The 24,937-nt window shown below is 56.2% G+C and carries 32 protein-coding genes and 1 tRNA gene; 28 read left to right on the top strand and 5 right to left on the bottom strand.

Annotated features, from left to right (window positions below; translation table 11 throughout):
* Window positions 1-25 precede the first annotated feature (25 nt).
* Entirely contained in the window at window positions 26-1,216 is a 1,191-nt protein-coding gene (gene rlmI, locus NR795_RS03345; protein WP_257757140.1) for a 23S rRNA (cytosine(1962)-C(5))-methyltransferase RlmI, read from the bottom strand.
* A 242-nt stretch (window positions 1,217-1,458) separates the two neighbouring features.
* Here rlmI and yccX point away from each other — a divergent pair, with 242 nt between their 5' ends.
* Window positions 1,459-1,767: an acylphosphatase gene (gene yccX, locus NR795_RS03350; RefSeq protein ID WP_222890077.1), complete on the top strand. Its 309-nt coding sequence runs from the start codon at window positions 1,459-1,461 to the stop codon at window positions 1,765-1,767.
* Here the strand turns inward: yccX and tusE are convergent.
* Window positions 1,764-2,093, bottom strand: coding sequence for a sulfurtransferase TusE (tusE, locus tag NR795_RS03355; protein WP_042392631.1), 330 nt, complete (start codon window positions 2,091-2,093; stop codon window positions 1,764-1,766). The genes yccX and tusE overlap by 4 nt on opposite strands.
* A gap of 88 nt (window positions 2,094-2,181) precedes the next feature.
* A complete protein-coding gene (gene yccA / locus NR795_RS03360) occupies window positions 2,182-2,841 on the bottom strand; it encodes an FtsH protease modulator YccA (protein WP_042392507.1) in 660 nt (219 codons plus the stop codon).
* 270 nt (window positions 2,842-3,111) lie between these two features.
* Here yccA and NR795_RS03365 point away from each other — a divergent pair, with 270 nt between their 5' ends.
* Window positions 3,112-4,740 (top strand): ABC transporter substrate-binding protein, encoded by a 1,629-nt coding sequence (locus NR795_RS03365; RefSeq protein ID WP_257757141.1) that lies wholly within the window; start codon window positions 3,112-3,114, stop codon window positions 4,738-4,740.
* 131 nt (window positions 4,741-4,871) lie between these two features.
* Window positions 4,872-4,959, top strand: a tRNA-Ser gene (locus NR795_RS03370).
* 63 nt (window positions 4,960-5,022) lie between these two features.
* On the opposite strand, the gene NR795_RS03375 is transcribed toward NR795_RS03370, so the two are convergent.
* Window positions 5,023-5,919: a LysR family transcriptional regulator gene (locus tag NR795_RS03375; RefSeq protein ID WP_144812825.1), complete on the bottom strand. Its 897-nt coding sequence runs from the start codon at window positions 5,917-5,919 to the stop codon at window positions 5,023-5,025.
* Window positions 5,920-6,019: 100 nt separating this feature from the next.
* On the opposite strand from NR795_RS03375, the gene NR795_RS03380 reads away from it, so the two are divergent.
* The 3 genes from NR795_RS03380 to NR795_RS03390 all read left to right on the top strand — a co-directional run bounded on the left by NR795_RS03380 (window position 6,020) and on the right by NR795_RS03390 (window position 8,725).
* Window positions 6,020-6,850 (top strand): SDR family oxidoreductase, encoded by an 831-nt coding sequence (locus NR795_RS03380; RefSeq protein WP_144812821.1) that lies wholly within the window; start codon window positions 6,020-6,022, stop codon window positions 6,848-6,850.
* A 114-nt stretch (window positions 6,851-6,964) separates the two neighbouring features.
* The gene (locus NR795_RS03385) at window positions 6,965-7,825 is read left to right on the top strand and encodes an aldo/keto reductase family oxidoreductase (protein ID WP_257757144.1); all 861 of its coding nucleotides are present in this window, start codon (window positions 6,965-6,967) and stop codon (window positions 7,823-7,825) included.
* A 66-nt stretch (window positions 7,826-7,891) separates the two neighbouring features.
* The gene (locus NR795_RS03390; RefSeq protein WP_257757145.1) at window positions 7,892-8,725 is read left to right on the top strand and encodes a DMT family transporter; all 834 of its coding nucleotides are present in this window, start codon (window positions 7,892-7,894) and stop codon (window positions 8,723-8,725) included.
* A gap of 220 nt (window positions 8,726-8,945) precedes the next feature.
* Here NR795_RS03390 and NR795_RS03395 read toward each other — a convergent pair whose 3' ends face one another.
* Window positions 8,946-9,401 (bottom strand): helix-turn-helix domain-containing protein, encoded by a 456-nt coding sequence (locus tag NR795_RS03395; RefSeq protein WP_042392519.1) that lies wholly within the window; start codon window positions 9,399-9,401, stop codon window positions 8,946-8,948.
* Between the two features lie 209 nt (window positions 9,402-9,610).
* Here NR795_RS03395 and NR795_RS03400 point away from each other — a divergent pair, with 209 nt between their 5' ends.
* From NR795_RS03400 to NR795_RS03510, 22 genes are all read left to right on the top strand, one after another.
* Window positions 9,611-10,279, top strand: coding sequence for a helix-turn-helix domain-containing protein (locus NR795_RS03400; protein ID WP_257757146.1), 669 nt, complete (start codon window positions 9,611-9,613; stop codon window positions 10,277-10,279).
* Window positions 10,276-11,664, top strand: coding sequence for a replicative DNA helicase (locus tag NR795_RS03405; protein ID WP_257757147.1), 1,389 nt, complete (start codon window positions 10,276-10,278; stop codon window positions 11,662-11,664). Before NR795_RS03400 ends, NR795_RS03405 begins: the two co-directional genes overlap by 4 nt.
* A 39-nt stretch (window positions 11,665-11,703) precedes the next feature.
* A complete protein-coding gene (locus NR795_RS03410; protein WP_257757148.1) occupies window positions 11,704-12,189 on the top strand; it encodes a hypothetical protein in 486 nt (161 codons plus the stop codon).
* A gap of 235 nt (window positions 12,190-12,424) precedes the next feature.
* The gene (locus NR795_RS03415; protein ID WP_144812803.1) at window positions 12,425-12,616 is read left to right on the top strand and encodes a hypothetical protein; all 192 of its coding nucleotides are present in this window, start codon (window positions 12,425-12,427) and stop codon (window positions 12,614-12,616) included.
* Window positions 12,617-12,826: 210 nt separating this feature from the next.
* Window positions 12,827-13,405: a DUF1133 family protein gene (locus NR795_RS03420; protein WP_257757149.1), complete on the top strand. Its 579-nt coding sequence runs from the start codon at window positions 12,827-12,829 to the stop codon at window positions 13,403-13,405.
* Between the two features lie 219 nt (window positions 13,406-13,624).
* The gene (locus tag NR795_RS03425; RefSeq protein WP_257758263.1) at window positions 13,625-13,939 is read left to right on the top strand and encodes a hypothetical protein; all 315 of its coding nucleotides are present in this window, start codon (window positions 13,625-13,627) and stop codon (window positions 13,937-13,939) included.
* On the top strand, window positions 13,923-14,450 hold the full coding sequence (locus NR795_RS03430) for a lysozyme (protein ID WP_257757151.1): 528 nt from the start codon (window positions 13,923-13,925) through the stop codon (window positions 14,448-14,450). The genes NR795_RS03425 and NR795_RS03430 overlap by 17 nt, the downstream gene beginning before the upstream one ends.
* Window positions 14,447-14,830, top strand: a complete 384-nt coding sequence (locus NR795_RS03435) for a DUF2570 domain-containing protein (protein ID WP_257758301.1) — start codon at window positions 14,447-14,449, stop codon at window positions 14,828-14,830. The genes NR795_RS03430 and NR795_RS03435 overlap by 4 nt, the downstream gene beginning before the upstream one ends.
* Window positions 14,831-14,991: 161 nt before the next feature.
* Complete coding sequence (locus tag NR795_RS03445; RefSeq protein ID WP_257757152.1) at window positions 14,992-15,537, top strand: hypothetical protein; 546 nt, start codon at window positions 14,992-14,994, stop codon at window positions 15,535-15,537.
* 3 nt (window positions 15,538-15,540) lie between these two features.
* A complete protein-coding gene (locus NR795_RS03450; protein WP_257757153.1) occupies window positions 15,541-16,686 on the top strand; it encodes a DUF3383 domain-containing protein in 1,146 nt (381 codons plus the stop codon).
* Window positions 16,687-16,697: 11 nt separating this feature from the next.
* Window positions 16,698-17,138: a DUF3277 family protein gene (locus NR795_RS03455; protein WP_144812781.1), complete on the top strand. Its 441-nt coding sequence runs from the start codon at window positions 16,698-16,700 to the stop codon at window positions 17,136-17,138.
* A gap of 3 nt (window positions 17,139-17,141) precedes the next feature.
* Window positions 17,142-17,594 (top strand): phage tail assembly chaperone, encoded by a 453-nt coding sequence (locus NR795_RS03460; protein WP_144812778.1) that lies wholly within the window; start codon window positions 17,142-17,144, stop codon window positions 17,592-17,594.
* Window positions 17,595-17,605: 11 nt separating this feature from the next.
* Complete coding sequence (locus tag NR795_RS03465; protein WP_072015259.1) at window positions 17,606-17,782, top strand: NTP pyrophosphohydrolase; 177 nt, start codon at window positions 17,606-17,608, stop codon at window positions 17,780-17,782.
* Window positions 17,772-19,427 carry a lytic transglycosylase gene (locus tag NR795_RS03470; RefSeq protein WP_257757154.1) on the top strand — a complete coding sequence of 552 codons (1,656 nt, stop codon included), beginning with the start codon at window positions 17,772-17,774 and terminating at the stop codon, window positions 19,425-19,427. Before NR795_RS03465 ends, NR795_RS03470 begins: the two co-directional genes overlap by 11 nt.
* Window positions 19,427-19,987, top strand: coding sequence for a phage baseplate protein (locus tag NR795_RS03475; RefSeq protein WP_257757155.1), 561 nt, complete (start codon window positions 19,427-19,429; stop codon window positions 19,985-19,987). Before NR795_RS03470 ends, NR795_RS03475 begins: the two co-directional genes overlap by 1 nt.
* A complete protein-coding gene (locus NR795_RS03480; protein ID WP_257758264.1) occupies window positions 19,987-20,289 on the top strand; it encodes a hypothetical protein in 303 nt (100 codons plus the stop codon). Before NR795_RS03475 ends, NR795_RS03480 begins: the two co-directional genes overlap by 1 nt.
* Before the next feature lie 5 nt (window positions 20,290-20,294).
* Window positions 20,295-21,254, top strand: a complete 960-nt coding sequence (locus NR795_RS03485; RefSeq protein ID WP_257757156.1) for a hypothetical protein — start codon at window positions 20,295-20,297, stop codon at window positions 21,252-21,254.
* 64 nt (window positions 21,255-21,318) lie between these two features.
* Window positions 21,319-22,074, top strand: a complete 756-nt coding sequence (locus NR795_RS03490) for a Gp138 family membrane-puncturing spike protein (RefSeq protein WP_257757157.1) — start codon at window positions 21,319-21,321, stop codon at window positions 22,072-22,074.
* Window positions 22,074-22,427 (top strand): hypothetical protein, encoded by a 354-nt coding sequence (locus tag NR795_RS03495; RefSeq protein WP_257757158.1) that lies wholly within the window; start codon window positions 22,074-22,076, stop codon window positions 22,425-22,427. Before NR795_RS03490 ends, NR795_RS03495 begins: the two co-directional genes overlap by 1 nt.
* Window positions 22,427-23,626 carry a baseplate J/gp47 family protein gene (locus tag NR795_RS03500; protein WP_257757160.1) on the top strand — a complete coding sequence of 400 codons (1,200 nt, stop codon included), beginning with the start codon at window positions 22,427-22,429 and terminating at the stop codon, window positions 23,624-23,626. The genes NR795_RS03495 and NR795_RS03500 overlap by 1 nt, the downstream gene beginning before the upstream one ends.
* Window positions 23,623-24,303, top strand: coding sequence for a DUF2612 domain-containing protein (locus tag NR795_RS03505; protein ID WP_144812755.1), 681 nt, complete (start codon window positions 23,623-23,625; stop codon window positions 24,301-24,303). Before NR795_RS03500 ends, NR795_RS03505 begins: the two co-directional genes overlap by 4 nt.
* The gene (locus NR795_RS03510) at window positions 24,303-24,935 is read left to right on the top strand and encodes a hypothetical protein (protein WP_257757162.1); all 633 of its coding nucleotides are present in this window, start codon (window positions 24,303-24,305) and stop codon (window positions 24,933-24,935) included. Before NR795_RS03505 ends, NR795_RS03510 begins: the two co-directional genes overlap by 1 nt.
* Window positions 24,936-24,937 lie beyond the last annotated feature (2 nt).

The raw sequence follows: 24,937 nt of genomic DNA on the forward strand, positions 1-24,937 counted from the left end.
TGGGGATAAGTTTCCAGAACTCAAGCTACATGACGCGACAGGCAAACCCTTTAAGATACAGTCCTTCCGGGTAGGGAGCGATCACCGGGTGATCTGCGGCCTGACGGAACTGCTCTATAAATTGTACATCACGACCCGCATCTATTGCGGCATCAGCGATGATTTTCTGAAATAAATCGGTGGTCATCAGGCCGGAACAGGAGAAGGTCAGCAGCACGCCGCCGGGATTCAGCAGCTGGATCGCCAGCATGTTGATATCCTTATAGCCACGGCACGCACCCATCAGCTGGCTTTTGTTCTCAACGAACTTCGGCGGATCCATCACGATAACGTCAAACTTCTCGCCGTTGTCACGATACTTACGCAGCAGCTTGAAAACGTCATCGCGCACAAATTCTGCTTTGCTCAGGTCGAGCTTGTTGAGTTCTACGTTTTGCCGGGCCACGTCCAGCGCCTCCTGGGAGGTATCGACGCTCACCACCTGGGCACAGCCGCCCATTAGCGCAGAGACCGCAAAGCCACCCGTGTAGGAGAAGCAGTTCAGCACGCGCTTATCCGCTACGTACTGGCGGGTCGCCAGTCGGCTGTCGCGCTGGTCAAGGTAGTAACCGGTTTTGTGTCCGGCCTGGATATCCACCAGCAGCTTCATGCCGTGCTCTTCGATCGGCAGCAACGGCGGCGGCAGCTCACCGCTCACCGGGCCCTGAGTCAACTCTAGCCCCTCTTTCTTACGTACCGCCACGTCGCTGCGGTCGTAAATGGCGCACTCGGGGTAGCGCTCCTGCAGGGCCGCCACCAGCGCCGGGCGCTGATACTCTGCGCCTGCGCTCAGTAGCTGCAGCACCAGGAAGTTGCCGAAGCGGTCGATGGTAATGCCGGGCATACCGTCAGACTCACCGGCGATCAGGCGATAGCTATCCAGACCATCACGCTTCGCCAACCAGTCGCGCCACTGCTGGGCCTGCGCCAGGCGGCGGCTAAAGAAGGCGATATCTACGCTTTCGTTTTTATCGAACGTCCAGACGCGGGCGCGGATCTGCGAAGCAGGGGAGTACGCGCCGCGAGCTAACCATTTTCCCTGATGGTCAACGATATCAACGGTTTCACCGAGGTTGGCTTTGCCTTCCATGCGGGCAACCGCACCGGAGAAGACCCAGGGATGACGGCGCAGCAGAGACTTCTCGCGCCCTTTGGCTAACACTAAACGTACGCTCATAATAAATTTGATCGTCTTTATGAAGAAAATGGCCGCCATTTTCCTGGGTTAGCGCAGGAAAAGCAATTCGGCAGATGGGAAGATAAAAAAATGCCAGTACCATCAAGGTACTGGCAAGACAGACAGGCAATGAGAGTTAATACTTTTAGTCTGGTATACAGAAGCGAAGCGGTATGTAGGGAAAAGTCTGATAGTGGCGGCGGCATACGCTACCCTTAGTGAATCAGAGAAGGAGGGGCACCATGACTGACGAGAACAGAACTAATGAAAAAGCGTCCGCCTGCATTAAATGCTGGGTTCACGGCAGCGTGCAGGGGGTTGGGTTTCGCTACAGTACGCAGCGCGAGGCGCATCGCCTTGGCTTGACCGGCTACGCGCGCAACATGGATGACGGCAGCGTTGAGGTTCTTGCCTGCGGTGACGAAGAGAAGTTAGCCGAGCTGATTGAGTGGCTGAAAGCAGGGGGGCCGCGCAGCGCTCGGGTCGACAACGTCTTAACCGAGCCGCATCAGCCCACCCGAGAGTGGACCAACTTTGGTATCCGCTACTAGATGCACTTCACCGGTTTAGGCAGGCCAGCAATCTTGGTGGCCTGTTTGGCCGGGCCTTTCGGAAAGAGGCGGTAGAGGTAACGGCTGTTGCCTTTCTCCTCGCCAAACTTGTTTGCCATCGCCTTTACCAGCATGCGGATCGCCGGTGAGGTGTTAAATTCCAGATAAAAGTCGCGCACGAAGCGCACCACTTCCCAATGCTCAGGCGAGAGGGTAATAGACTCCTGCGCCGCAATCACTTCTGCCAGACCTTCGCTCCACTGGCTGCTCTCTTTCAGATAGCCGTCGTTATCGGTCTCTATCTCTTTACCTTCAAAGCTCAACATAATTATTCACGGGTCAGCTAAAAACCGCTGCAGTGTAGCAAAAAACAAAGCCCCGCATAAGCGGGGCCTTGACGTGATGCTTAAGCGGTTAGTCCCGACTGGAGAAGCCCAGGATGCTCAGCAGGCTGACAAAGATGTTGTACAGCGAGACGTAGAGGCTGACGGTGGCGCGAATGTAGTTGGTTTCGCCGCCGTGAATAATGTTGCTGGTTTCATACAGGATTGCGCCGGTAGAGATCAGGATAAACACCGCGCTAATCGCCAGATGCAGGGCCGGCAGCTGCAGGAAAATGTTGGCAACCATCCCGATCAGCACCACCACGATGCCCGCCATCAGCATTCCGCCGAGGAAAGACATATCCTTGCGGGTGGTGAGCACGTAGGCCGAACAGCAGAAGAAGGTCAGGGCGGTACCGCCCAGCGCCAGACCAATCAAATCGCCCATGCCCGCCGAGAGGTAGGCGTTAAGCATCGGCCCGAGGATGTAACCCAGGAAACCGGTAAAGGCAAAGGCGGCCAGAATGCCGGCAGGCTTATCCGCCAGCTTATAGGTCAGGAACATTAAGCCGTACATGCCTACCAGGGTCAGGATCAGCCCCGGTGACGGCAGGCCCAACACCGTACTGGCGGTCGCGGTAATCGCGGAGAACGCCAGCGTCAGGCTGAGCATAAAATAGGTGTTTCGCAGCACTTTGTGCGTGCTGAGCAGCGATGTACGCCCGCGTGAAGCGCTAACAATACGATCCATGAGTCACTCTCTTATGACAGATGTAATTAAGGATGAAGGATAGGTAAACAGAACGGTAGCTTAAAGCGGTTTTACCCATCTTTACCCAAACAACAATAACTTACCCTCAGCAGAGGCTGCTTTAAATTTCACTTTTGGAAGTGCGATCGCATTTTCGCCGGAACTAAACAGATCAACCTCTTATAGGTGCCTGAAAAGTATTGCCTTCTTGTCAGACGAGCGCTAAGAGTGTCAGGGATAACGTTAATCAGTACACAATTAAGGCATGATATGAAACCACAGACAGGTCCCCGTTTTGCCCTCTCGCTACTGGCAACGGGCATTATAAGCATAAGTACCGCTGCCCTGGCAGCTCAGGTTCCAGCTGGAACCACGCTGGCGGAGCAGCAAACGCTGGTGCGCAATAACGGCAGCGAGCCGGCCTCCCTCGATCCGCATAAGGTAGAAAGCAACGTCGAATTCGATATTATCAGCGACTTATTCGAGGGGCTGATCGCGATCGGAAAAGATGGCAGCGCACAGCCACGATTAGCAGAGAAGTGGGAGAATCAGGATAACACCGTCTGGACCTTCCACCTGCGTGCGGGTATCACCTGGTCGGACGGGACGGCCATCACCGCTCAGGACGTGGTCTGGAGCTGGCAGCGTCTGGTGGATCCAGCTACCGGCTCCCCGTACGCCACCTATCCAGGCAATATGCATATCGTTAACGCAGCGGATATTACGCAGGGTAAAAAGGCCCCGGATACGCTAGGCGTGAAGGCGCTGGACGATACCACGCTGCAGGTTACCCTCAACCAGCCCACGGCGTCGTTCCTGCCCATGCTGGCACACCCGTCGCTGGTGCCGGTTGATAAGGTACTGATTGGTCGCTTTGCCGATAAGTGGACCAAGCCGGAGCACTTTGTCGGCAGCGGGCCGTACAAAATCACCGACTGGGTGGTGAACGAGAAGATTGTTGCGGTGCGCAATCCGCGCTACTGGGACGATAAGCACACCGTGATTAACACCGTCACTTATCTGCCTATCAGCTCTGAGACTGCCGACGTCAACCGCTATAAGGCGGGTGAAATCGATATGACCAACACCATTCCGGTAAACCAGTTTGCCCAACTGAAGAAAACCCTGGGCGCAGAAGTGCATATCACGCCGCAGCTGGCGACGTACTACTACCAGTTCAATACCACTAAGCCGCCTTTTAACGATGCGCGGGTACGCCGGGCGCTGAATATGGCGCTGGATAAAGATATCATTGCCGACAAGGTGATGGGGCAGGGGCAGCGCCCGGCATGGGTCATCAGCCAGCCGGAGATTGGCGGCGTGAAGATCGCCTCGCCGGACTACGCCGCCTGGCCGCGAGATAAACGCATTGCCGAGGCGAAAAAGCTGCTGGCCGAGGCCGGGTTCGACGCGGCGCATCCGCTCACCTTTAACCTGCTCTATAACACCATGGAAACTCACCAGCGCATCGCCATTGCCGCCAGCTCGATGTGGCAGAAAAATCTTGGCGTGACGGCGAAGCTGCAAAACCAGGAGTGGAAAACCATGCTTGATACCATGCACACCGGCAACTTCGACGCCGTGCGCTATGCGTGGATAGCAGACTACGACGATGCGGCGACCTTCCTGAATACGTTCCGCACCGGTGACAGCGAGAATACCACTCTCTACAGCAATCCGGCCTATGATGAGCTGATGCACAGCGCGGCAAAGGCGAAGGACGCTAACGAGCGCGGCAAGGACTATCAGCAGGCGGAAGCGATTCTGGCCCAGGACGTGCCGGCGATCCCGGTTTACCACTATGTCAGAGCGCGTTTGGTAAAACCATGGGTAGGTGGGTTCGATCCCAGCAACCTCGGTTACGTCTATACAAAAGATCTCTACATCACCAAACACTGAGTATTGTGCTGATTTAATGGTCAATATGCTGTTCTTTCAGCCGATTAGCAGCATATTGCTTGTTTTTCAGGCAAACAGATATCACAGGGGTTTACACGACGCATCGAGGTGTTTATAGTGCGCCTCATTCCGGAAGTGTGGCCGAGCGGTTGAAGGCACCGGTCTTGAAAACCGGCGACCCGAAAGGGTTCCAGAGTTCGAATCTCTGCGCTTCCGCCAAATGCGGAACAGCCCTGCGATAGCAATATCGCGGGGCTTTTTTCTTTGGGCGTCTCCCTTCCTTCAGACGCGCGGCGCTGCTTTTACCGCATCGACAAACAGCCGTAACGCAACGGGCATATGACGATTTTGCGGAAAGTAGAGCGCAATTCCTTGCGATGCAATTGCCCAGTCGTCCAGTAGCGTCACCAGTTGCTGGCTAGCCAGCCACGGCTGCGCATAGAGCTCTGGCACATAGGCTATGCCTAATCCGGCGACCGCAGCCTCTACCATGAGCGCGCTGCTGTCGAGAGTCAGACTGCCCGGGACATCCAGCGCAAGCTGCTGCTCATGCTGCTGATATTCCCAGTGATAGCGTTTGCCGCCAGGCAAGCGCTGCCGCAAACAGATGTGCTGCATCATATCCTGAGGATGTTGGATTTTCGGCCGCCATGCCAGGTAATCGGGCGATGCCACGGTGACAAAGCGCAGGGGGCCGCTCAGGGGAATGGCGACCATGTCTTTGGGTACATCTTCAATCAGCCGAATGCCCGCATCAAACCCTAGCGCGACAATATCCACCAGCTGACCCTGTGCGACTAAGTCAATTTCAATCCCCGGCTTCTGCTGAATAAACGTCGGCAATACCTTTTCCAGTAGAAGGCGGATCGCGGCATCGCTGGCGCTGATACGCAGAGTGCCATAGGGTTGATGACCGCTCGCCGTCACGTCATTAAGCAGCTCATCCATCTCTGCCAGCAGCGGCGTCAGGCGCGCAATGAGCATTTCACCTGCTTCGGTTAGCGCCACGCTCCGTGTTGTTCGATGGAAAAGGCGTACGCCAAGCGTAGCCTCCAGCCCTTTGATGGTATGGCTGAGCGATGAACGTTTAAGCCCGAGCACCTCAGCGGCACGACGAAAGCTACGCTGCTCGGCAATGGTTTTCACAGCCTGCAGTTCGTTCCAGGAGGGGCGTTTCATTGTTGAATATTTCCCACTATCCCATGCCAGTTTGTGGAGATTATGCCACCAATGATTGGGTTTATGATGAACGTCGGTTCACTAAACGGAGAAGACAATCATGAAAACCTGGCTAATTACCGGTGCATCCAGCGGCCTGGGGCGTTTGATGAGTGAAAAATTACTGGCCCGTGGCGACAGGGTAGTGGCAACCGTTCGCCGTGAGGCTGCATTAGATGATATACGCACGCAGTACGGCGATCGTTTACAGGTAGTGGTGCTCGATCTCAGCATGACGTCCACCATCAGGCCCGCTGTTGACGCTGCGTTTGCTCAGGCGGGGCGGATCGATATTGTGGTCAGTAATGCGGCTTACGGGCTGTTTGGCGCAGCGGAAGAGCTGAGCGATGGGCAAATTGACCGGCAGTTAACCACCAATCTTATGGGCTCAATTCAGCTGATTCGTGCGGCAATTCCCTTTTTGCGCCAGCAGGGAGGCGGGCGCATCGTGCAGGTCTCTTCGGAAGGTGGCCAAATTGCCTATCCCAACTTCAGTTTGTATCACGCCAGTAAATGGGGAATTGAGGGCTTTGTCGAAGCGGTTCGCCAGGAAGTTGCCGCGTTTGGCATCGACTTTTTGTTGGTAGAGCCGGGGCCTACGGCAACCCAGTTTGGCACCGGGCTGGATGTGGCTGATGCTTTGCCTGAGTATCGGGATACGGCGGCGGGGAAAATGCGGGAGGCACTCCTCTCTGGTGAGTTTGTCATTAAAGGCGATGCGGAGAAATGCGTGACGGCGATGATTGCCGCGGCTGATCTGGACAGCCCACCCCTGCGTCTACCCTTAGGCAGCACCGCCTATGACAATATTGAAGCAGCACTCAACGCCCGTCTGGAGGCGCTGCACGACATGAAAGCCGTGGCCTATAGCGCGGATCGCAACGATGTGTAGGCAGGTATGAGCTGATGTAAGTCAGAGAGTAATCTTTGCCCGGCCTAATGTGCCCGGATAGCCGCGCAGAAAATTCGGTCGTACAATCAAGGCACACTCACACAGGAGATCACCATGTCAAAACCCATTATGCGTTACCGCCTGGGCGACCGTGAAGTAAACCGTCTGGGCTATGGTGCCATGCAGTTGGCAGGGCCGGGTGTTTTTGGGCCGGTTAAAGATGAAGCGCGGGCGATTCAGGTTCTGCGTGACGCCGTTGCCTCTGGCGTTAATCACATTGATACCAGCGATTTTTACGGACCACATGAAACCAACCGGCTGATTAAAAAAGCGCTACATCCTTATCCTGACGATCTGTGCATCGTGACGAAAGTGGGCGCGCGGCGTGATGAAAAGGGCGGATGGCTTCCAGCATTCAGCCCGCAAGAGCTGACCCAGGCGGTAGAAGATAACTTACATAACCTGGGGCTGGATGTGATACCGGTGGTCAATCTGCGCAGCATGTTCAATGTGCATCATCCGGAGGAGGGTTCTCTGGAAAAAGAGCTGGAGACGTTGATCAAACTGAAGGAGCGCGGGCTGATCCAGCATATTGGTCTCAGCCATGTCACTGCTAAACAGGTCGCTGATGCACAAAAAATGACGCCGATTGTCTGCGTCCAGAACATGTACAACCTTGCCAACCGGCAGGACGATGCGCTTATCGATGAGTTAGCCGCCCAGGGCATTGCCTACGTCCCGTTCTTCCCGCTCGGCGGTTTCTCGCCGTTACAGTCGGAACAACTCAATGACATCGCCAGCGAGTTACAGGCAACGCCGATGCAGGTTGCACTGGCCTGGCTACTGAAACGTTCACCCAACATTCTGTTAATCCCCGGCACGTCATCGCCGCAGCATTTGCAGGAGAACCTGGCCAGCGAACAGTTGATCCTGTCGGACGAGGTGATGAACAGGCTGAATGGGCTGAGTATTTAAGCCACAGCAGGCTTCACCAGGAGTGATCCTTTCAGCGCACAGGACAGGGGCGGCGAAGAAAAACTGATGAAAAAATTTCTGGTGATTGCTTTTACTCTTTTGGCCTTCGCCGCGAACTCTGTTCTGTGCCGTATTGCGTTGCGCGAAGGCCATGCCGATCCCGCAACATTCAGTACGTTACGTCTGCTGGCAGGCGCGGCTGTGCTGCTTCTCCTCCAGCTGGTATCGCGTGGATGGCATAGCATTCGCTGGAACGTGGTAAACGCGGGCCTGCTCACCGCCTATGTGTTTCTGTTCTCGTTGGCCTATGTTCACCTTGATACCGCTACCGGCGCGCTGCTGCTTTTCGGTGCCGTTCAGGTCTGTATGGTGCTATGGGGAGCATGGCAGGGAGAAAAAACGGGGCCGCGTAAGCTGTCGGGTATTGCTGTCGCCGTTGTGGGCATCGCGCTGTTACTCCTGCCGGGTGCCAGCATGCCCTCTGCTGTGCCTGCCATCATGATGATCGCTTCCGGGCTGGCATGGGGCGCTTATTCAGTGAGAGGCAAGCGCGTATCTGACCCAACCGGTGCCACCACTGGTAACTTTCTCCTGAGCGTGCCGATTATCACTACGCTGTTTCTGCTCTCATCGGATCACGCCTTAGCGGATAAGTGGGGCATCCTGCTGTCCCTGGTTTCAGGCGGGATTACCTCCGGGCTGGCCTATGTGCTCTGGTATGTCATTGTCCGTGACATCTCATCGTCAACGGCCAGTACCTTACAGCTCAGTGTGCCCTGTCTGGCCGCGCTGGGAGGCTCGCTGTTTCTGGGAGAGGTGCCAGGCATCCGCATGCTTATTGCCGCCGTGCTGGTGCTGGCCGGGATCCTGATAGTGATTGCAGCCGATCGGCGGATTTAGTTATTACTCTATTCTCACTGTTGCCCGTCTTTCCAGGCTGTCAGAACGTGTTATCTGAGCAACTGCCGCAGGGTGAGTGCAGGGTTGATATGATAAATATTAGTATTAATAATATTATTGGTCAATGCTAATATATTAACAATGGCACTATTTATTGTATTTTATTGATTAATAAGAGCAAATAAATCCCAGCGCCGGGATAGGGGGCAGGGAGGTCAGATTACTGTTTCCGGGTAGCCAGCAGCTCTTTAAACAGCCTGTCGAAGCCAGCTACTTTTTCTTTTAAATCAGCTAAATGCCGCTCTTTTTCACTTTGCGGCAGCCTGTCGTACAGGTTAACCAGCTCCGTGTGCTCAGCGCCCAGCAGCGTCCAGCCTGGCCCGGTGCGGTCCTCAACATACTCCCCTGACTTTCTCACGTAGTTCATGGCTTCTGCCAGATCCGGACGGATCTCTTCCGGCTTGACCCCCAGTAGCGCAGCAAACTTCAGCGTCGCATCGGTATTAAGCGGCGTCGTTCCGTTGAGGTAGTGGCTTATTGACGCCTGCGTGCTAAAGCCAAGCGCCTCTGCGGCCCTCTCTTGCGTCAGGCGCAAAGTCACTTTCTTCTCGTTCCAAATGTCACGAAGACGTTTGGCTGCGTCAGCCTCAGCTGCATCAAGGGTTTTCTTTCTCATGAGTGCATATTATTCGCAAAATTAATGAAGTTCTAAGGTCAACGTTATTGACCAATAATATTAGCATAACTAATATTATTGGCGAGGGGTAGTGCAAAGAATAGCTCCTCATGACCTGTTTTTGCCCAACTGGCACTTCATTGGTACAGAGGAGAGATCGTAATGCACGCTGAATACCCGTTAATGGCTACTGCTCAGAGGCTGTGATTATGAGCATGACGCTTATGGCCAGAGCAATGGCGATCAAAACAGGCAACCCGCTGCGTAAGCTGGTCCTGATTAAATTAGCCGACAACGCTAACGATAGCGGTGAATGCTGGCCATCTTACCGCCACATAGCCGATCACTGTGAATGCAGCAGAAGCGCGGTTCGCGAGCACGTCGGCGCGTTAATCGCGCTGGGGCTGCTGGCGAAGGTTAACCGCATCGGGACCAACAATGGCAAAGGGAACGCATCGAATGTCTATACGCTAAACCTTGATGCCCCTGTGTCGTCAAAAAACATACCTCCTGTGCCGGTAAAAACCACGCCTGTGCCAGCAGAAAGCACACCCCCTGTATCAGGTGACGGCACCAGAACCAATCACTCTTTTGATCCGATCATTGATCCTAAGGCGGTGATTGAGGGCTATAACGACATTTTTGCCGATCTGCTGCCTGTCGCTACGCTCGATGCCGATCGCCGTAGCATGATTAACCGCCTGGCTACCCACATGATGAGTAAAAGTACCGGCGCGTTTCTGGGCTATTTTGAAAAATTCCGTAATACCGCCCCGGATTTCTACTTTGGTGGCGAAAACGGCACCGGCTGGCACGCCAGCTTTGACTACCTGATGAAGCCTGAAACGCTGCGCAAAACGCGTGAGGGGGCGTTATGACGCCGCAAGAGCTGGAAGCCTGCGTGCTGGCGGGGCTGCTTAACGGCGGTGCGACGCCAGATGCGTTTGACGTGCTGGCGGGCACCCCGGATGAGGCCTTCTGCACGCTCTTTTATCGCCGTACCTTTCGTGAAATCAAAAAGCAGGCGCTGGGCAGCGGACTGATCGACATACTGTTTATCAGCGAAGCGCTGGGCGGCACCAGCCTGGCCGATTTATCAGAGATAGCCCGGCTTCCCGCCACGGTTCCGAACCTGAAGGGGTATGCGGGGAAAATGGTCAAAGCGTGGCGCAGCCGCAAGGTAGCCCGCCTGCTACAGGAGAGCGCCGAGGCTATCCGCACTGCCGTCAACCAGGCGCAACGGGATTTGTTCATCGATAAAGCCGTCGCCCAGCTGCTGGATATGACCGCTGATACCGGGAACGTCCTGCCTCTGCATATCGCCGATCTCCTGCCGCGTTACCAGGATACGCTGCTCAAACGTCTGGATGGCAGCGCTTCATCGTCTAATTTGCTGACCGGTATTAGCGCACTGGACGATGCCATGGGAGGGATTAACCCGCAGGACCTGATCGTCGTGGCCGGGCGTCCCGGCATGGGGAAAACCGAGCTGGCGCTTAAAATCGTCGAGGGCGTCACCGCAGCCGGCGGCGGGGCGTTGATCTTCAGCATGGAGATGGCCGCACTGCAGATCGCCGAGCGTGCTCTGGCGGGGTCGCAGGCGATGCCGGTCTCTCGTTTACGCAATCCAAAAGAGATGCATGACGACGAGTGGGCTGGTTTGACGGCAGCAATCAGCAGGCTGGCGAGCCGGGATATCTGGATAGTAGACGCGACGGATCTGACTATTGAGCAGATCAGAGCCATTGCGGAAACCCATAAGCGGCGCTATCCGCAGCTGGCCACCATTGTGGTGGATTACCTTGGACTTATAAAAAAACCACAGGCGGAACGCAACGATCTTGCCGTGGCCCATATCTCCCGCAACCTGAAAACCATGGCGATGCGCCTGCATACGCCCACGTTCGCGTTAAGCCAGCTATCGCGCGCGGTGGACTCCCGCCCGGCGGCACAGCGGCGGCCCGTGATGTCCGATCTGCGGGATTCTGGCGCAATCGAGCAGGACGCGGACAGCATTCTTTTTCTCTATCGGGATGAAGTCTACAACCCAGAAACACCAGCCGCAGGCGTGGCCGAGATTATCCTTGGCAAATGCCGCTTTGCCGCTGCCGGAACCATTATCTATCAACAGTTTACCCATGGGCACTTCGTGCCTATCGATCGGCATATTGCCAAGGAGAAAACGCGCCTGCGGTTGGACGCAGAACGGCCGCGCAGGCCACCGCGGAAGTATTCCGAGCTTTACAGCAGTGAGAAATTTTAAATGCGCCTGACCAGCGCTAAACAGACCGAGGAAAGACCCATGACCGAAACAATCTTAACCCCTAATTCAGCGTATGCTGATGACGGCTGCGACTGGACTGAAACCATCCTCTGGCGGATGAACGCCGGGGCCCGGGCCTGCAGTCGCTCCGTGTTTGTACCCGCTCCGCACCGGGTACAGGTGGTGCAGCCGCGCATTTCAGCTACGCCTAAAAAATGTCCTGCGCCTGCCAGGAGGGCGGTAGAGCCAGAAGCTGAGACGGCAAAAACTACGCTGTCGGCGCAGGCGCTGGTGGCCATTATGCTGGGCCGAACGCTGTCGTATCAGGCGATACTCGCCGCCATTGTCAGGGAGCACGGTGAAATAACCATCACGCTGCCGCAGCTACAGAAGCGGGTGTTTGCGCTGCTGCAGTCCAACCTGGTGGAAATTCACCGCCACGACGATATGCCCGTGACGCACTTCACGCTTATTAACGTCGATCCGCGTTTTTACGCTCTCTCAGATAAAAACGCCAGAGCCTAAATCTTCACCGGGCAGGGGATCTCCCTCTGCCCGGTAACAGCACGCCTCTTCCACCATCGCTCATCGCCCGCCTGCCAATAAAATAACCAGCACTGCTTATTTTTTGTTAACTCCATGGATACCAAGGGAAAATAGAGGACGTTTTTTTATTTCTTTTATCTAAAAGTTTGCACTTATTGGGAGGTGAGGGTATAACTACTGTAGATTTGTACAGTATTATTACCTGGAGGTGAACATGCTCGATAAGACGGAGGCCGGAAGATATCTTCCTGAGGACGGCCGCGTACTGTTCACCTGCAAAAACGGTAAGATCACGTCAGCCAGAGTCATCTACGACGACGAGCACGTCGCCTCACTTAAGGCGCTGATCGAGCTGGTAAAAATGGCTGGCTATACCGTGGAACTGGAAGACGATCCTGAGATGTAACCCGCGGCGGGCGTGAACACCCCGACGCGCTATTTCTGAGCAACTGCGGCGCTAATAAGGATAATGTATGTTGCGCTTTTTATTATCACTTTGCCCGCAAGGCATATTTATCCCGCGACATCTTATCCCCTTGGTTAATTCTGACACGCCCGCGCCGTACCGCTCCGGGTGTGTTTTGTATACCGCACATCTGCAAGAGGAGATATTACGATGATCTATCCAAATACCACCGGAAAAACCGCTGAGTCAGCGCGCCTGTTAACTCTGGAATCGGTCTGGATCCAGGGCAAGCTGCGTATGTGGGGGCGTTGGTCTGTTATTGGCCACGGTCGGACCGGCAATATGTTTAATGCTCTGCTGGCCTCGACAAAAATATCTAAAACAGCTATTCAGCAGGTATTATCACATTTAAAAGCCTCCGGCATGGATGAGCAGGAGCTAAAAACCTATTTTCTCGATCTGCTGAGCGGCAAGCATAAATCCAGCCTGGCGTTCTGTACGGATAGCGAAGGGTTAATAATAGATAACGTTATCGCCGAGGTGCTGGTGCGTGGCGGCCACGACGGCCTGTTTAAAGTGATTAACGATCGCTATCGTCACCGGCTGAGTAAAAAAGAGATGGCTCGCCAGCTGCAGGCAAAACACCCTGAATGGAGCCTGCGCACCTGCGAAAATCGCATTGATGTCTATCTGCAAGTCGCTGAATTTATGCTCTATTCTCCTATGTGCATTCAATTTGATAAAAATCCGCAAAGATTTCGTTTGCAAAGTTGCGCGGGTGTTGGTTGAATTCAGATAAGCTTGTGAAGTTTTACCCGCTGCGACAAACAGCGACAGCATAATTAAGGCAGATGCCTCTCTCGTCTCCGCCTAAAATAACCCGCCATCGTGCGGGTTTTTTTATTTCAGGCCCTGGGGATCACTATCAGACGATCTCGTTATCAACAGAGCCCGCGGGCCTGACCCCTCTCTTACCCCTACAACGCCCTCTTTTATGCGGGCGTGGAAATACAGCGTATGAACCCTACAGATGGTCACCACCTGCCTTATTGGTGGTCGTCGATGCTCGGTGTTTTTTCGCTTCTCTCTTTGCAGGATTACGTTTTTATCGTCGGGGCAGCGATCTCGGCCTGGTTCACGATTAAAACGTATTACGCGAAGCGGCGCGACGAGCGTAATCGACTGGCAGAGGAACAGAAACGTACCCGGCTGTTGGCAGCCTATCTTAGCGAGATGACAACCAGACCAGCCCATGAGCGACCGGCAACGGCCGAAGTGATTACCGAAGCAATGAGGAGGATAGGCCATGACCCAGCTGATTAAAAAAGCAGGCGGTGCGGCCGGTATTGTTTGCTCTGTCGGGATGATTATCACGATGGTGCTCAACGCCGGGCATGTCCGAACCAATGAGCGTGGATTGAGGCTGATCGGTAACGCCGAGTCCTGCCGCCGGGATCCCTATCTCTGTCCGGCAGGCGTACTCACTGACGGCATCGGCAACACCCATAACGTCAGCGCTGGTGTGCAGAAAACAGATGCGCAGATTGCCGCTGACTGGGAGAAAAACATCCTGGCGGCAGAGCGGTGCGTCAATGCCTGGGCCGCTGGAAAGCGCCTGAGCGATAACACCTTCTCCGCCGTTACCTCTCTCACCTTTAACGTTGGCTGCGGCGCAATGCAGCGTTCCACGCTGTTCAGGCTGCTGCGTCAGGAGAGCGTGTCCGAGGCCTGCGCGCAGTTTACGCGCTGGATCTATGCCGACGGCGTGCCGCTGGCGGGGTTGAAAACGCGTCGCAGCAATGAGCAGGCGCTCTGTCTGGAGGGGGTGCCATGAGCCGCTTTGTCGTCCTGTTCTCTGGCGCAGCGTTAGCGCTGCTGGCTGCGGCACTCTTCGCCATTGTTTATTACAGCGGCCAGTATGCCAGGGAGAAAAATCGGGCCGATAACGCCGAACGCCTTGCAAGCAGCGCCGCTGCGGTAGTCACCCATCTCCAGCGTACCGTAGCGCTTATCAACACCGTCACCGAGGCCAATCAGCATGCGAAAAACCAGATTACCCTGGACGTCCAAAACGCGGCGCGTGATGTCCACTCGGCTATGGCGAACGATGAGTGTGCTCAGCGCGCTATTCCTGCTGATGCAGATAGTCGGCTGCGGCACTACGCAACCCGCCTGGGTACCCGCACCGCCGCTCCCGGCAAGCCTGACCGCTGAAACGCCTCAGCCCATCATCCCACCCGGTAGATTGCGCTGGGGCCAGAGCCTCGATCTGAACCTCTCTCTGCTTGCCGCGTTAGGCCAGTGCAACCGGGATAAAGCCGATATCAGAGATATCGAAATTCAACGGCAAACCAGCCAGAAGTGAGGAATTTACTTTGAGTAATGACAGCACCACGCGTGGCTACCTGACACCGGTGGGAGACGGCCCTGCGTATGACGAAGCCTTAGAGCAAGAGATTGGCCGGTGGATAAGCGGCGTTGCCGGTCTGCCAGCCGGGCAGGTTCTGCCGCTCTGGAATGCGCCGCAGCCACCCGCCCAACCCGACGGCACGACCTGGTGTGAATTCAGCATCGCTGCCGTACCGCGGCCCTTAAGCCAGTCTGATGTCCAGGTTTCAGACGAGCAGTCTGAGCAGTGGACATGGGAAGAGATCGCGGTGAGCGGCAGCTTCTATGGCCCGCTTAGCGCCACCACCTGCGCAAACTTTCGCGCCGGAATGTTTATCGAGCAAAACAACGCCGAACTGAACCTGTCCGGGCTGTCGCTGGTTGATGCCGGCGCCATTAAGAGCCTGCCTGCGCTTATCGATAACCAGCGGGTGCGGCGTTACGACCTTAGCGTAACGCTCTCCCGCAAAAACACCCGGACCTACAACATCCGGACACTTAAATCTGCATCTACACACTACTTCGGAGAGTAAATTATGCCACAGGGATTACCTGTATCTAACGTTGTTAACGTCGACGTGATCATGTCGCCGCGCGCGGCCGCTGGCCGTAACTTTGGTGCGCTGCTGATCCTCGGCTCCTCGACGATCATCCCGATCAGCGAGCGTATCCGCCTCTACCCCTCGGCTGAGGATATCGGCAAAGATTTTGGCCTGGACAGCCCGGAATATCAGGCGGCGACCGTCTACTTCTCGCAGTCGCCGACCCCCCAGGAGGTCTACGTCGGCCGCTGGGCGAAAACCCTTGCCACCACCGAGAGCGGAGAGACGGAGACGCTCACCGAGGCCGTTAACGCCGTGCTGCAGTATACCAACTGGTACGGCCTGGGTGTGGCAGACAGTGAGGCTATCGACGACGCCGAGTGGCTGGCTGTCGCATCAGCGATTGAGTCCGCCAGCCTGAGCCGTATTCTGGCGATCACCGTCAGCGACCCGCAAACCCTCGATGCTGCGTCTACTGCCGATCTCGCTTCCCGCCTGAAAGCGGCGAAGTATGCCCGTACTTTTGTACAGTTCTCTGCCAGCAGCAACTATGCGGCGCTCTCGGCCTTTAGCCGGGCGTTTACCGTTAACTTCAACGGCAGCAACACCACCATCACCCTGAAGTTCAAGCAGGAGCCGGGCGTTACCTATGAGGCGCTGACCGTGAACCAGGCGGCGGCGCTGGACGCCAAAAACTGCAACGTCTTCGTCTACTACCAGAACGACACGGCCATTCTGCAGCAGGGCGTGATGGCCAACGGCGACTTCTTTGATGAACGCCACGGGCTGGACTGGATGCAGAACTATGTCCAGACCAACCTGTTCAACATGCTCTACACCAGCACCAGCAAAGTACCCCAGACCGATGCGGGCGTAACGCGCCTGCTCGCCAATGTCGAACAGTCGATGGATCAGGCGGTGACCAACGGTTTGGTTGCACCGGGCATCTGGAGCGGCGGCCCGGTCGGCCAGCTGGCGTCCGGGGAGACGCTGACCAAAGGCTATTACGTGTATGCCCAGCCGCTGGCAGAACAGGCCCAGGCCGATCGCGAGGCGCGCAAAGCGCCACTCATTCAGGTTGCGTGCAAACTGGCGGGTGCCGTGCACTACGCCGATGTGCAAATTAACGTTGTTCGATAAGGAAAAATTCAATGGCTACTTACTCTTTTATGGATGTTACCGCCTCTCTCGTTGGACCTACCGGCGAAATCGATTTCGGCTACGGCTCAGCTAACGCCGACGAGGGGATCGTTGTGTCGATGGGTGAATCAAAAAACACCATGACCGTGGGTCTGGATGGCGAAGTGATGCACAGCCTGCATGCCAATAAGAGCGGCACCATTGCCGTCAGCCTGCTGAAAACCTCCCCGGTTAATAGAAAGCTGTCGCTGATGTATAACGCCCAAAGCCTCTCCACGGCGGCCTGGGGCAAAAACGTCATCGTGATCCGCAACAAGGCCAGCGGCGAAACGGTGACGGCCCGCAGCGTGGCGTTCTCGAAACAGCCGGACGTGTCCAATAGCAAAGATATTGGCGTGGTGAAGTGGGAGTTTAACTGCGGCAAAATCGATCAGCTGCTTGGGGAGTTTTAACCGATGGAGTTTGAAATCAAAGGCCACGCGTATCGCGTGGCAAAACTCACCGTCTTCGATCAGTTGAAGGTTACCCGTAAACTGCTGCCGGTGCTGGCTGGCATGATGACAGATGTGGGCAGCCTGCGCGCGCTGCTGCCCGCTGAGGGAAAAATGGACGGTGCACAGGTGGATGCGCTGGCACCGGTGTTTGAAAAGGTGCTGCCGCGCCTTGCCGATGCGCTCTCCTCGCTGAGCGAAGAGGATACCAGTGCCATTATCCATCCCTGCCTTGGCGTCGTTGCGCGCCAGAACGGCAAGAGCTGGACGGCGGTGTTTACCGGCGGCGAGCTGATGTTTGACGATATCGACCTCTTCACCATGCTCCAGCTGGTGGCGCGGGTGGTCGCCGACTCGCTGGGAAATTTTTTGCCCGCACTCCCTACCAGCGCGACGCCGGGCCCGCATCAAGCCTGACGCTCAATAGCCTGCCGGATGGGCTTTCATACCTTCTTGACCCGGTTGACGCCGGGTTAATTCCCTACAGCGCGTTGAAAGATGGATCGATCGATCTGTGTGACGTCGCGCTGATGAATGACCATCTGGCCGTCAAAGCGGATAACCATTATCGCATTGAGAAATGGAGAGAGAGTAATGAATCCTAATATGATTGTGGCCCTCCTCGGCTCTCTCGGCGTGCCGTCCGGGGAGGGCGGCGGGCAAAACCTGGGGGCCATGCTGGCCGGTGCGGCAGAGGGCGCGCTTAAGCTAGGGCTGGCGGTAAAAGACGCTGCGCTGTCGATCTATGATTTTACGCTCACCACCGCAACCGGGCTGGATCATCTCTATGCCCTCTCCCAGCGCACGGGGGCTAGCGTAGAGGGGATCGAATCCATCGGCTATGGGGTATCGCAGGTGGGCGGCAACGTTGATGACGCACGCGGCTCGCTTGAGAACCTGTCACGCTTTGTGCAGCAGGCGCCTGGCGCAGAGCGTTTCCTCAGCCAGCTCGATATTCAGGTGCGCGATGCGTCGGGTCACCCACGGGATACGGCGGTTATCTTTACCGAAGTGGGCCAGAAGCTCAGCGCGATGCCGATGCCCCTCGCCAGCCAGAGCGCAAAAACGTTGGGTATCAGTGATGATACCCTGGCGGCGATGCGCGGCGGGGCAGGCAGCTTCTCAACGCAGCATAGCGTCATGGCGAAGACCATTGGCTTTAACGCTGATGACGCTGCCGCAGACGCGAATCGGTTTATGACCTCCCTCCGGGAGGTCAGCGCCGTGGTTGACATGGTGCAGGAGAAAATCGGCTCCCGCCTTGCCGGGGGAATGGCGGGCTGGCTCGACACCCTGAGCCACTTCATTCTCGATAACTATCCGCGTATTGAGCAGGCGCTGCTCGGGATTGTCGACGGGATCGTGGCGCTGGGTGATACCCTCATACCGCTGTTGCTGGGGATCCTCGAGGGCGCATTAGATCTTGCTGAGTGGTGGGGGGCGCTTGATGGGCAGACCCAGGATCTCATTACGCTGCTGGGCGGGCTGGCCCTTGCTCTCAGCGCGCTGAACAGCGCGTTTCTGCTCTCTCCTGTCGGGCTTATCCTCGCCCTGGCGGCGGCCATTGCGCTGCTGTGGGACGACTACAAAAAATGGACCGAAGGCGGTCAGAGCTTTATCAACTGGGGTGAATGGCAGCCCGTGATTGATGATGCGATAGCGCTTATCAGCGATTTTAAAACCGCCATCAGCAGTCTCGTACACGCCGTCGCCGGGCTGCTTAACATTGACCTGGGCTCGTGGTCACTGAAATGGGACTTCAGCAACGCCATTGCGCAGCTGGGTGAGTTCAACCAGATGCTTAAAATGCTCGCCGAACTGCTGAAAGCCGTGGGTGAAAACCGCTGGTCCGATGCCGTTGAAATCGGTAAAAGCCTGTTTAAGCAGGGCAACGATAAGCCTGATGCGCTGCCTTGGGTCACAAAGAGTGCGAACGAAGTTGCTGATTTGATTAAAAAGCATTTACGCGTTGATCCTCGAAACGTCGGTAAATACTTCAAAAATCTGAGTTGGGCTGACACTGTCAACGTTCTCCACCCGGAGAATAGCCAGAGTATCTATTCTCGCGATCTGATCGAGCGGGAACGGAACACAACCGCCGCGTCGAACGTGGCAGGACCGCAGCTTGATCAGCACAACAGCTACCACATCTATGGCAACAACGCGCAGGAGATCGGGGCCGAGGTAGAGCTTCGCCAGCACTCCGCCAACGCCCAGTTTATGCGCGTCAACCAGGTAAAGGTGGGCTAATGGATTATCTTTCCACGCTGTTTCATCAGCATACGCGACAAATTGGCGTGATTATTCCCAGCGTCGTCACCTCTGAAATTCACACCGATACGCTGACGATTACCGAGCATCCTATTGAGGATGGTGCGGTAATTGCCGATCACGCCTACAAAAATCCGGCAGAGCTGAAGATGAAAGTTGGTTTTGCCGGCGGCGGCACGCTGCTGGACTTTGCCGGCAGCCTTACTGCTACCAGTCTGTTAGGGCTGAGCCCACAGGAGACCTACCAGCAGCTGCTGGATCTGCAGGCACGTCGAATGCCCTTCAGCGTCACCACCGGAAAGCGGCAGTACAACAATATGCTGATCGCTACGCTGAGCGTGACTACGGAAAGCGAGAGCGAAAACGTCCTCTTTGCTGACCTGACGCTGAAAGAGGTCATTCTCGTCCAGACCAAAGAGGTCTACGTGGCAGAGAAAAGTGAGATGAAGATGGGCGTCAATACCGCCGAGGTGCGCAATACCGGCACCAAAACCACGAAACCGGCAGGCGGCATTGCGTTAACGTCGGGAGGGCAATGATGACAATTGAAGAGATCCCCCTTACCGCAGATAACCAGCAGTTCAGCATCACCCTTGCTGGCACGGCCTGGCAGGTGCGTATCATCTGGCGGGGCAGCTGCTGGGTTATGGATCTGCAGGATGAGAGGGGAGAAGCGTTAGTTTCCGGCCTGCCTCTGGTCACCGGGGTGGATCTGCTGGCGCAGTATGCCTGGCTACAGCCCGGCGTTAAGCTGATCGTCGTCTGTGATGCCAACGGTCAGGACTATCCCACGCAAACCGATCTGGGCAGCAGCAGCCACCTACTGGTTATCACGGAGTAAGCAGCATGGCACAGAACTGGATGCGTCACTTCGAACTGCAGCTCAAGGACGACAAAGGGAGGTGGATCGACTTTAGCGAGTTTAAAGTCTATTTCACCATCAGCTGGTACAACACCAGCAGCGTGTCCCGGTCGGCAGAGATAAAAATTTTTAACCTGTCGGCACCAACCGTAAGCCGGATCGCCCGGAAGGAATTTACTCACCTTCGGCTTATTGCTGGCTACGACGGCATCGCCCCGGACGTAGCGGCCAGCAGCGTGGGTAAAGTGCGCGTGGTTGACCCAACAGCGGTAGAGCAGAGCGACGGCCGCAACTACGGTATGATCTTTAGCGGTCAAATCGACTCAACGCAGACCGGAAGGGAGGAGGATAAGCTCGCCACCTGGGTGCAGATTAAGGCGGCGGACAGTATCAAAGCGCTTATCACTACCACTAGCGCGCAGACACTGTCAGCGGGCTACACGCCTGCGGATTTCAACCGGCTGTTAATGAAAGATTTTTCCCTCGAGGGTATCACAGAGGGGCTGACGCCAAAAATGCCCGATACGGTCTTTCCCCGTGGTCGGGTGCTGTTTGGCATGACCCGGCACCTGATGGATAACCTGGCTGCCCAGTGCAACGCCACATGGCAGTTCGTGGATGGCAAACGGCAGATGGTTGCCGATCATGAGTACGTGCATAAGGCTATCCTGCTGAGCAGCGCTACCGGGCTGATTGGCTCCCCGACGGCGATTGACGACGGCATAAAGGTAAGGGTGCTGATTAACCCCAACATCCGCCTGTTAGGGTTGGTGCAGCTTGAGCAGCGCATACCACTTCCCGCAGTATCGAACGGCGTCTATAGCGTGCGCGAGATTATCTATACCGGCGATACCCGGGGCCAGCAGTGGTACATGGAGATGGTCTGCAGGCCGCCTGGCGTAGCGGATCCGGTTGCGAAAAAAACGCCGCAAGAGAGCGCTTAAGTAGCGCTTGCCTGTGATAAACAGCCCGCCATCCGGCGGGTTTTTGCTTTCTGGAGCCTATCCTATGTCCATATCAGATCAGACCCGCAGCGGCGACCTCTCCGACGTCTTTAAATCCGAGCGGGAGAGCCTCAAAAACCAGCTCCGCGTCGCCATGCCAGGCATTATTCACTCTTTCAATCCTGACGCCGTCACCGCGGTTGTGCAGCCAGCAATTCGCTATGTGCATATCGACATCGACGGCAAGCGGATAACGCAAAACTATCCTCTGCTGGTGGACGTGCCGGTAGCGTTTCCCCGCGGCGGCGGCTGTACCCTGACTTTTCCGGTCCGGCCTGGTGACGAGTGCGAGCTGATTTTTAACGATCGCTGCATCGATTTCTGGTGGCAGAGCGGCGGCGTACAGGAGCCGGTAGACGATCGCATGCACGATCTTTCTGATGCGATCTGCTTTGTTGGCCCGATGTCGCAGGCGCAAAAGATCGGCAATATCAGCATCCGCGCCGCACAGCTGCGCACCGACGATGGCGCGGCGTTCGTCGAGGTGGCGGCGGGTCATGACATCACCCTCACCACGCCCGGAAAGCTTACCGCTACCGCGCAGGGGGGCACCGTCGTAACCTCACCTACGATCACCCTTAACGGCAATGTGACAATCAACGGTAGCCTCTCCCAGGGAATGGGAGCCGCAGGCGGCACGGCAACGCTGCTGGGTCCCGTCACGGTATCTAACGATGTGAAGGCGGGAGGGAAAAGCCTGATGACGCACACCCACAGCGGGGTGCAGACCGGCGGCGGCAATACGGGAGGACCTAACTAATGCAGTACCGACAGGAAGATGCTGACGGTGACTACACCTTCGGCAACGGTGACGACAGCTGGCTCGTTGATTCACCGGAAACGGTAGCCCAGGCGGTTAAAACCCGCTTTATGCTCTGGTATGGGCAGTGGTTTCTTGACGTCACCGAGGGAACGCCGTGGATCCAGTCCGTGCTGGGCAAGCAGAGCCCGGACGTCTACAGCCTGGCCATTCGCCAGCGCATACTGGAAACCCAGGGCGTAAACGCCATTCAGGCGTTCGATACCACCCTCAACACCTCATCCCGCCGCGTGATATTCACCGCGACAATTGACACCCGCTACGGGATCACTACCGTCACAAGCGAGGCATAATGGCACTTAATCTCGACACGCTGGGGTTATCCGCAAGGGTAACTGACCAGGGGATCAGCGCGCCTGATTATCAGGCAATTCTCGCTGGCATTACTGGCTACTTTCAGCAGATTTACGGTACGGATGCTTACCTGGCGCCGGACAGCAAAGATGGGCAGATGGTGGCGCTCGTTGCGCTGGCGGTACACGATGCCAACAACACGGCTATTCAGGTCTATAACTCTTTCTCACCAGCCACCGCCATGAGTGATGCCCTGACGCGTAACGTTAAAATCAATGGGATCGTGCGTAAGGCGGCTACCCACTCGACGGTGGACGTTACGCTCACGGGTCAGACGGGAACCACCATTACTCACGGTTCCGTAAAGGATACCCGGGGCGTTGCCTGGTCTCTACCCGCCAGCGTAACCATTGGCAGCGGCGGAGCCGTCACCGTCACCGCCACCTGTGCAACCGCCGGGGCTGTCGAGGCGCTAGCGGGCAGCATTACCCGCATCGCTACTCCCACCCTGGGCTGGGTGGCGGTATCGAACGCCATGTCGGCCACGCCGGGCGTAGAGGCAGAGCGGGACGCGCAGATCCGCATCCGCCAGGCGCAGAGCGTGGCCATTTCATCCATTACTCCCTTCGAGGCGCTGGAGGGGGCGATTGCTAACGTGGCCGGGGTAACTCGCCATAAGCTGTATGAAAACGATACGGGCGTGACGGATGGCAACGGGCTACCGGCGCACTCTCTGTCGGCGATCGTTGACGGAGGAGACGTGACGGCGATCGCTCAGACCCTGCGCGGCAAAAAAGGGCAGGGCGTCAGCACGTTTGGGTCGACTTCCGTTACCGTTGCCGATCTCTACGGCAACCCGCACGTTATTCGCTTCTCGCGTTCAACCAACGTGCCCATTTACGCCGCAATAACGCTAAGTGTCTTTCCGGGCTATACCACCCAGGTAGGGGAGCAGATTAAACAGGCTATCGCTGACTACGTTAACAGCCTGAGCATTGGCGATGACGTGCTGCTTAGCCGCGTTTACTCTCCAGCTAACCTCGGCGTCGTCAGCGGAGGGAGCAGCCGATTTTACGACATCAATTCGCTGCGGATTGGCAGATCGCCCACCAGCGCGGCGGCAGCCAACATTGCCATTGCCTATAACGAATCGGCCTCCTGCAGCACGGCCAATATCGCGATAACGGTGGCGTCATGAGTAAATACACCGAACTCATCACCAACTATCACGCCACCCGACCTCGGTTTGTAAACCATATCGACCTCAGTACGCGGCCGCTGATTGACACGTCGGCTGCGGTTGAAGGCCTGATTGAGGCGTTTGACATAGATCAGGCGACCGGCGCACAGCTCGATATTTTGGGGCTGTGGATCGGCAGGTCGCGGCAGGTTAGCGAGCCGATATCCGGGGTCTACTTCTGCTGGGATACCGATGGCTTAGGGTATGAGCAGGGCGTATGGCAGGGCCCCTTCGATCCCGACGCGGGCTACACCACCCTTAGCGATGAGACCTATCGCATCATCCTGAAGGCCAAAATTGCCATCAACAGCTGGAATGGGCAGAACGACACACTGCCCGCCATTCTTGATGCGGCCACCGCTGGCTCCGGGCTGCGTATGCAGATTGTTGATAACCAGGATATGACCATCGCGGTATGGGTTTTTCCAGAGAGCGATATAGCAAACGTCTCGCTGGAGCTTATTGCCGCCATCAAACAGGGATATTTAACCGTAAAGGCCGCCGGCGTCTGGGCTGGCGATATTTTGACACCATCCATTCTCACTCCATCCGTTGGCCCGACATTTTTCGGCTTCGACATGGATAACGACTATATCGTCGGCTTTGATAGCGGCGCATGGGGAGTAAAACTCTAATGGCAACAAATGACTTCAAGCCCTTCGCAACAGGGGCAGGTGCTAACGTAACGGCGCAGGCAGAGTGGGCATCGCTCCCGACGCTGTTTACCGGTTTTCAATCTGGCAAAGCCTCCAGCGCCCAGGTGAATAAAGCGATTCGCCAGGCCAGCTTTATTTCGGCCGCTCTGGCGCAGTACGTCACTAATAAAACCGGGCAGAACGTGCTGGACGACGGCGACATGGCAGGTTTCATCACCAAGCTGGTGAGCGGCCTTGGGAAAGATTTCCAGCCCACGGACGCCACGCTGACCAATCTTAGCGGTAAGTCAGTGGCGGGGCTTCTCTCATACCTTGGTCTCCAGGAAGGAAATGACTGGGTAAAAATGCCCAGCGGCTTAATCATCCAGCGCGGCACGTTTGGTTATAACCCTGGCATTATTGAACAGAACGTAACGCTACAACGCGCTTTTACAAGTAATAATTATGGCGTGACTATGACGTGGTCAGACAGAAACTTTGACGGTACTTCTACAAGCCCGGCGCCGGCTTCAGTAGCTATAGTCGCCACCTCAAAGAAGCCTACTGGGTTTAGAGCATGGCAGAATGGAGCCGGCGGATACAACGTTGATTATATTGCGGTGGGGTACTAAGT

This window comes from Pseudescherichia sp. L3 (genome assembly GCF_024656065.1).
Classification (GTDB): domain Bacteria; phylum Pseudomonadota; class Gammaproteobacteria; order Enterobacterales; family Enterobacteriaceae; genus Pseudescherichia.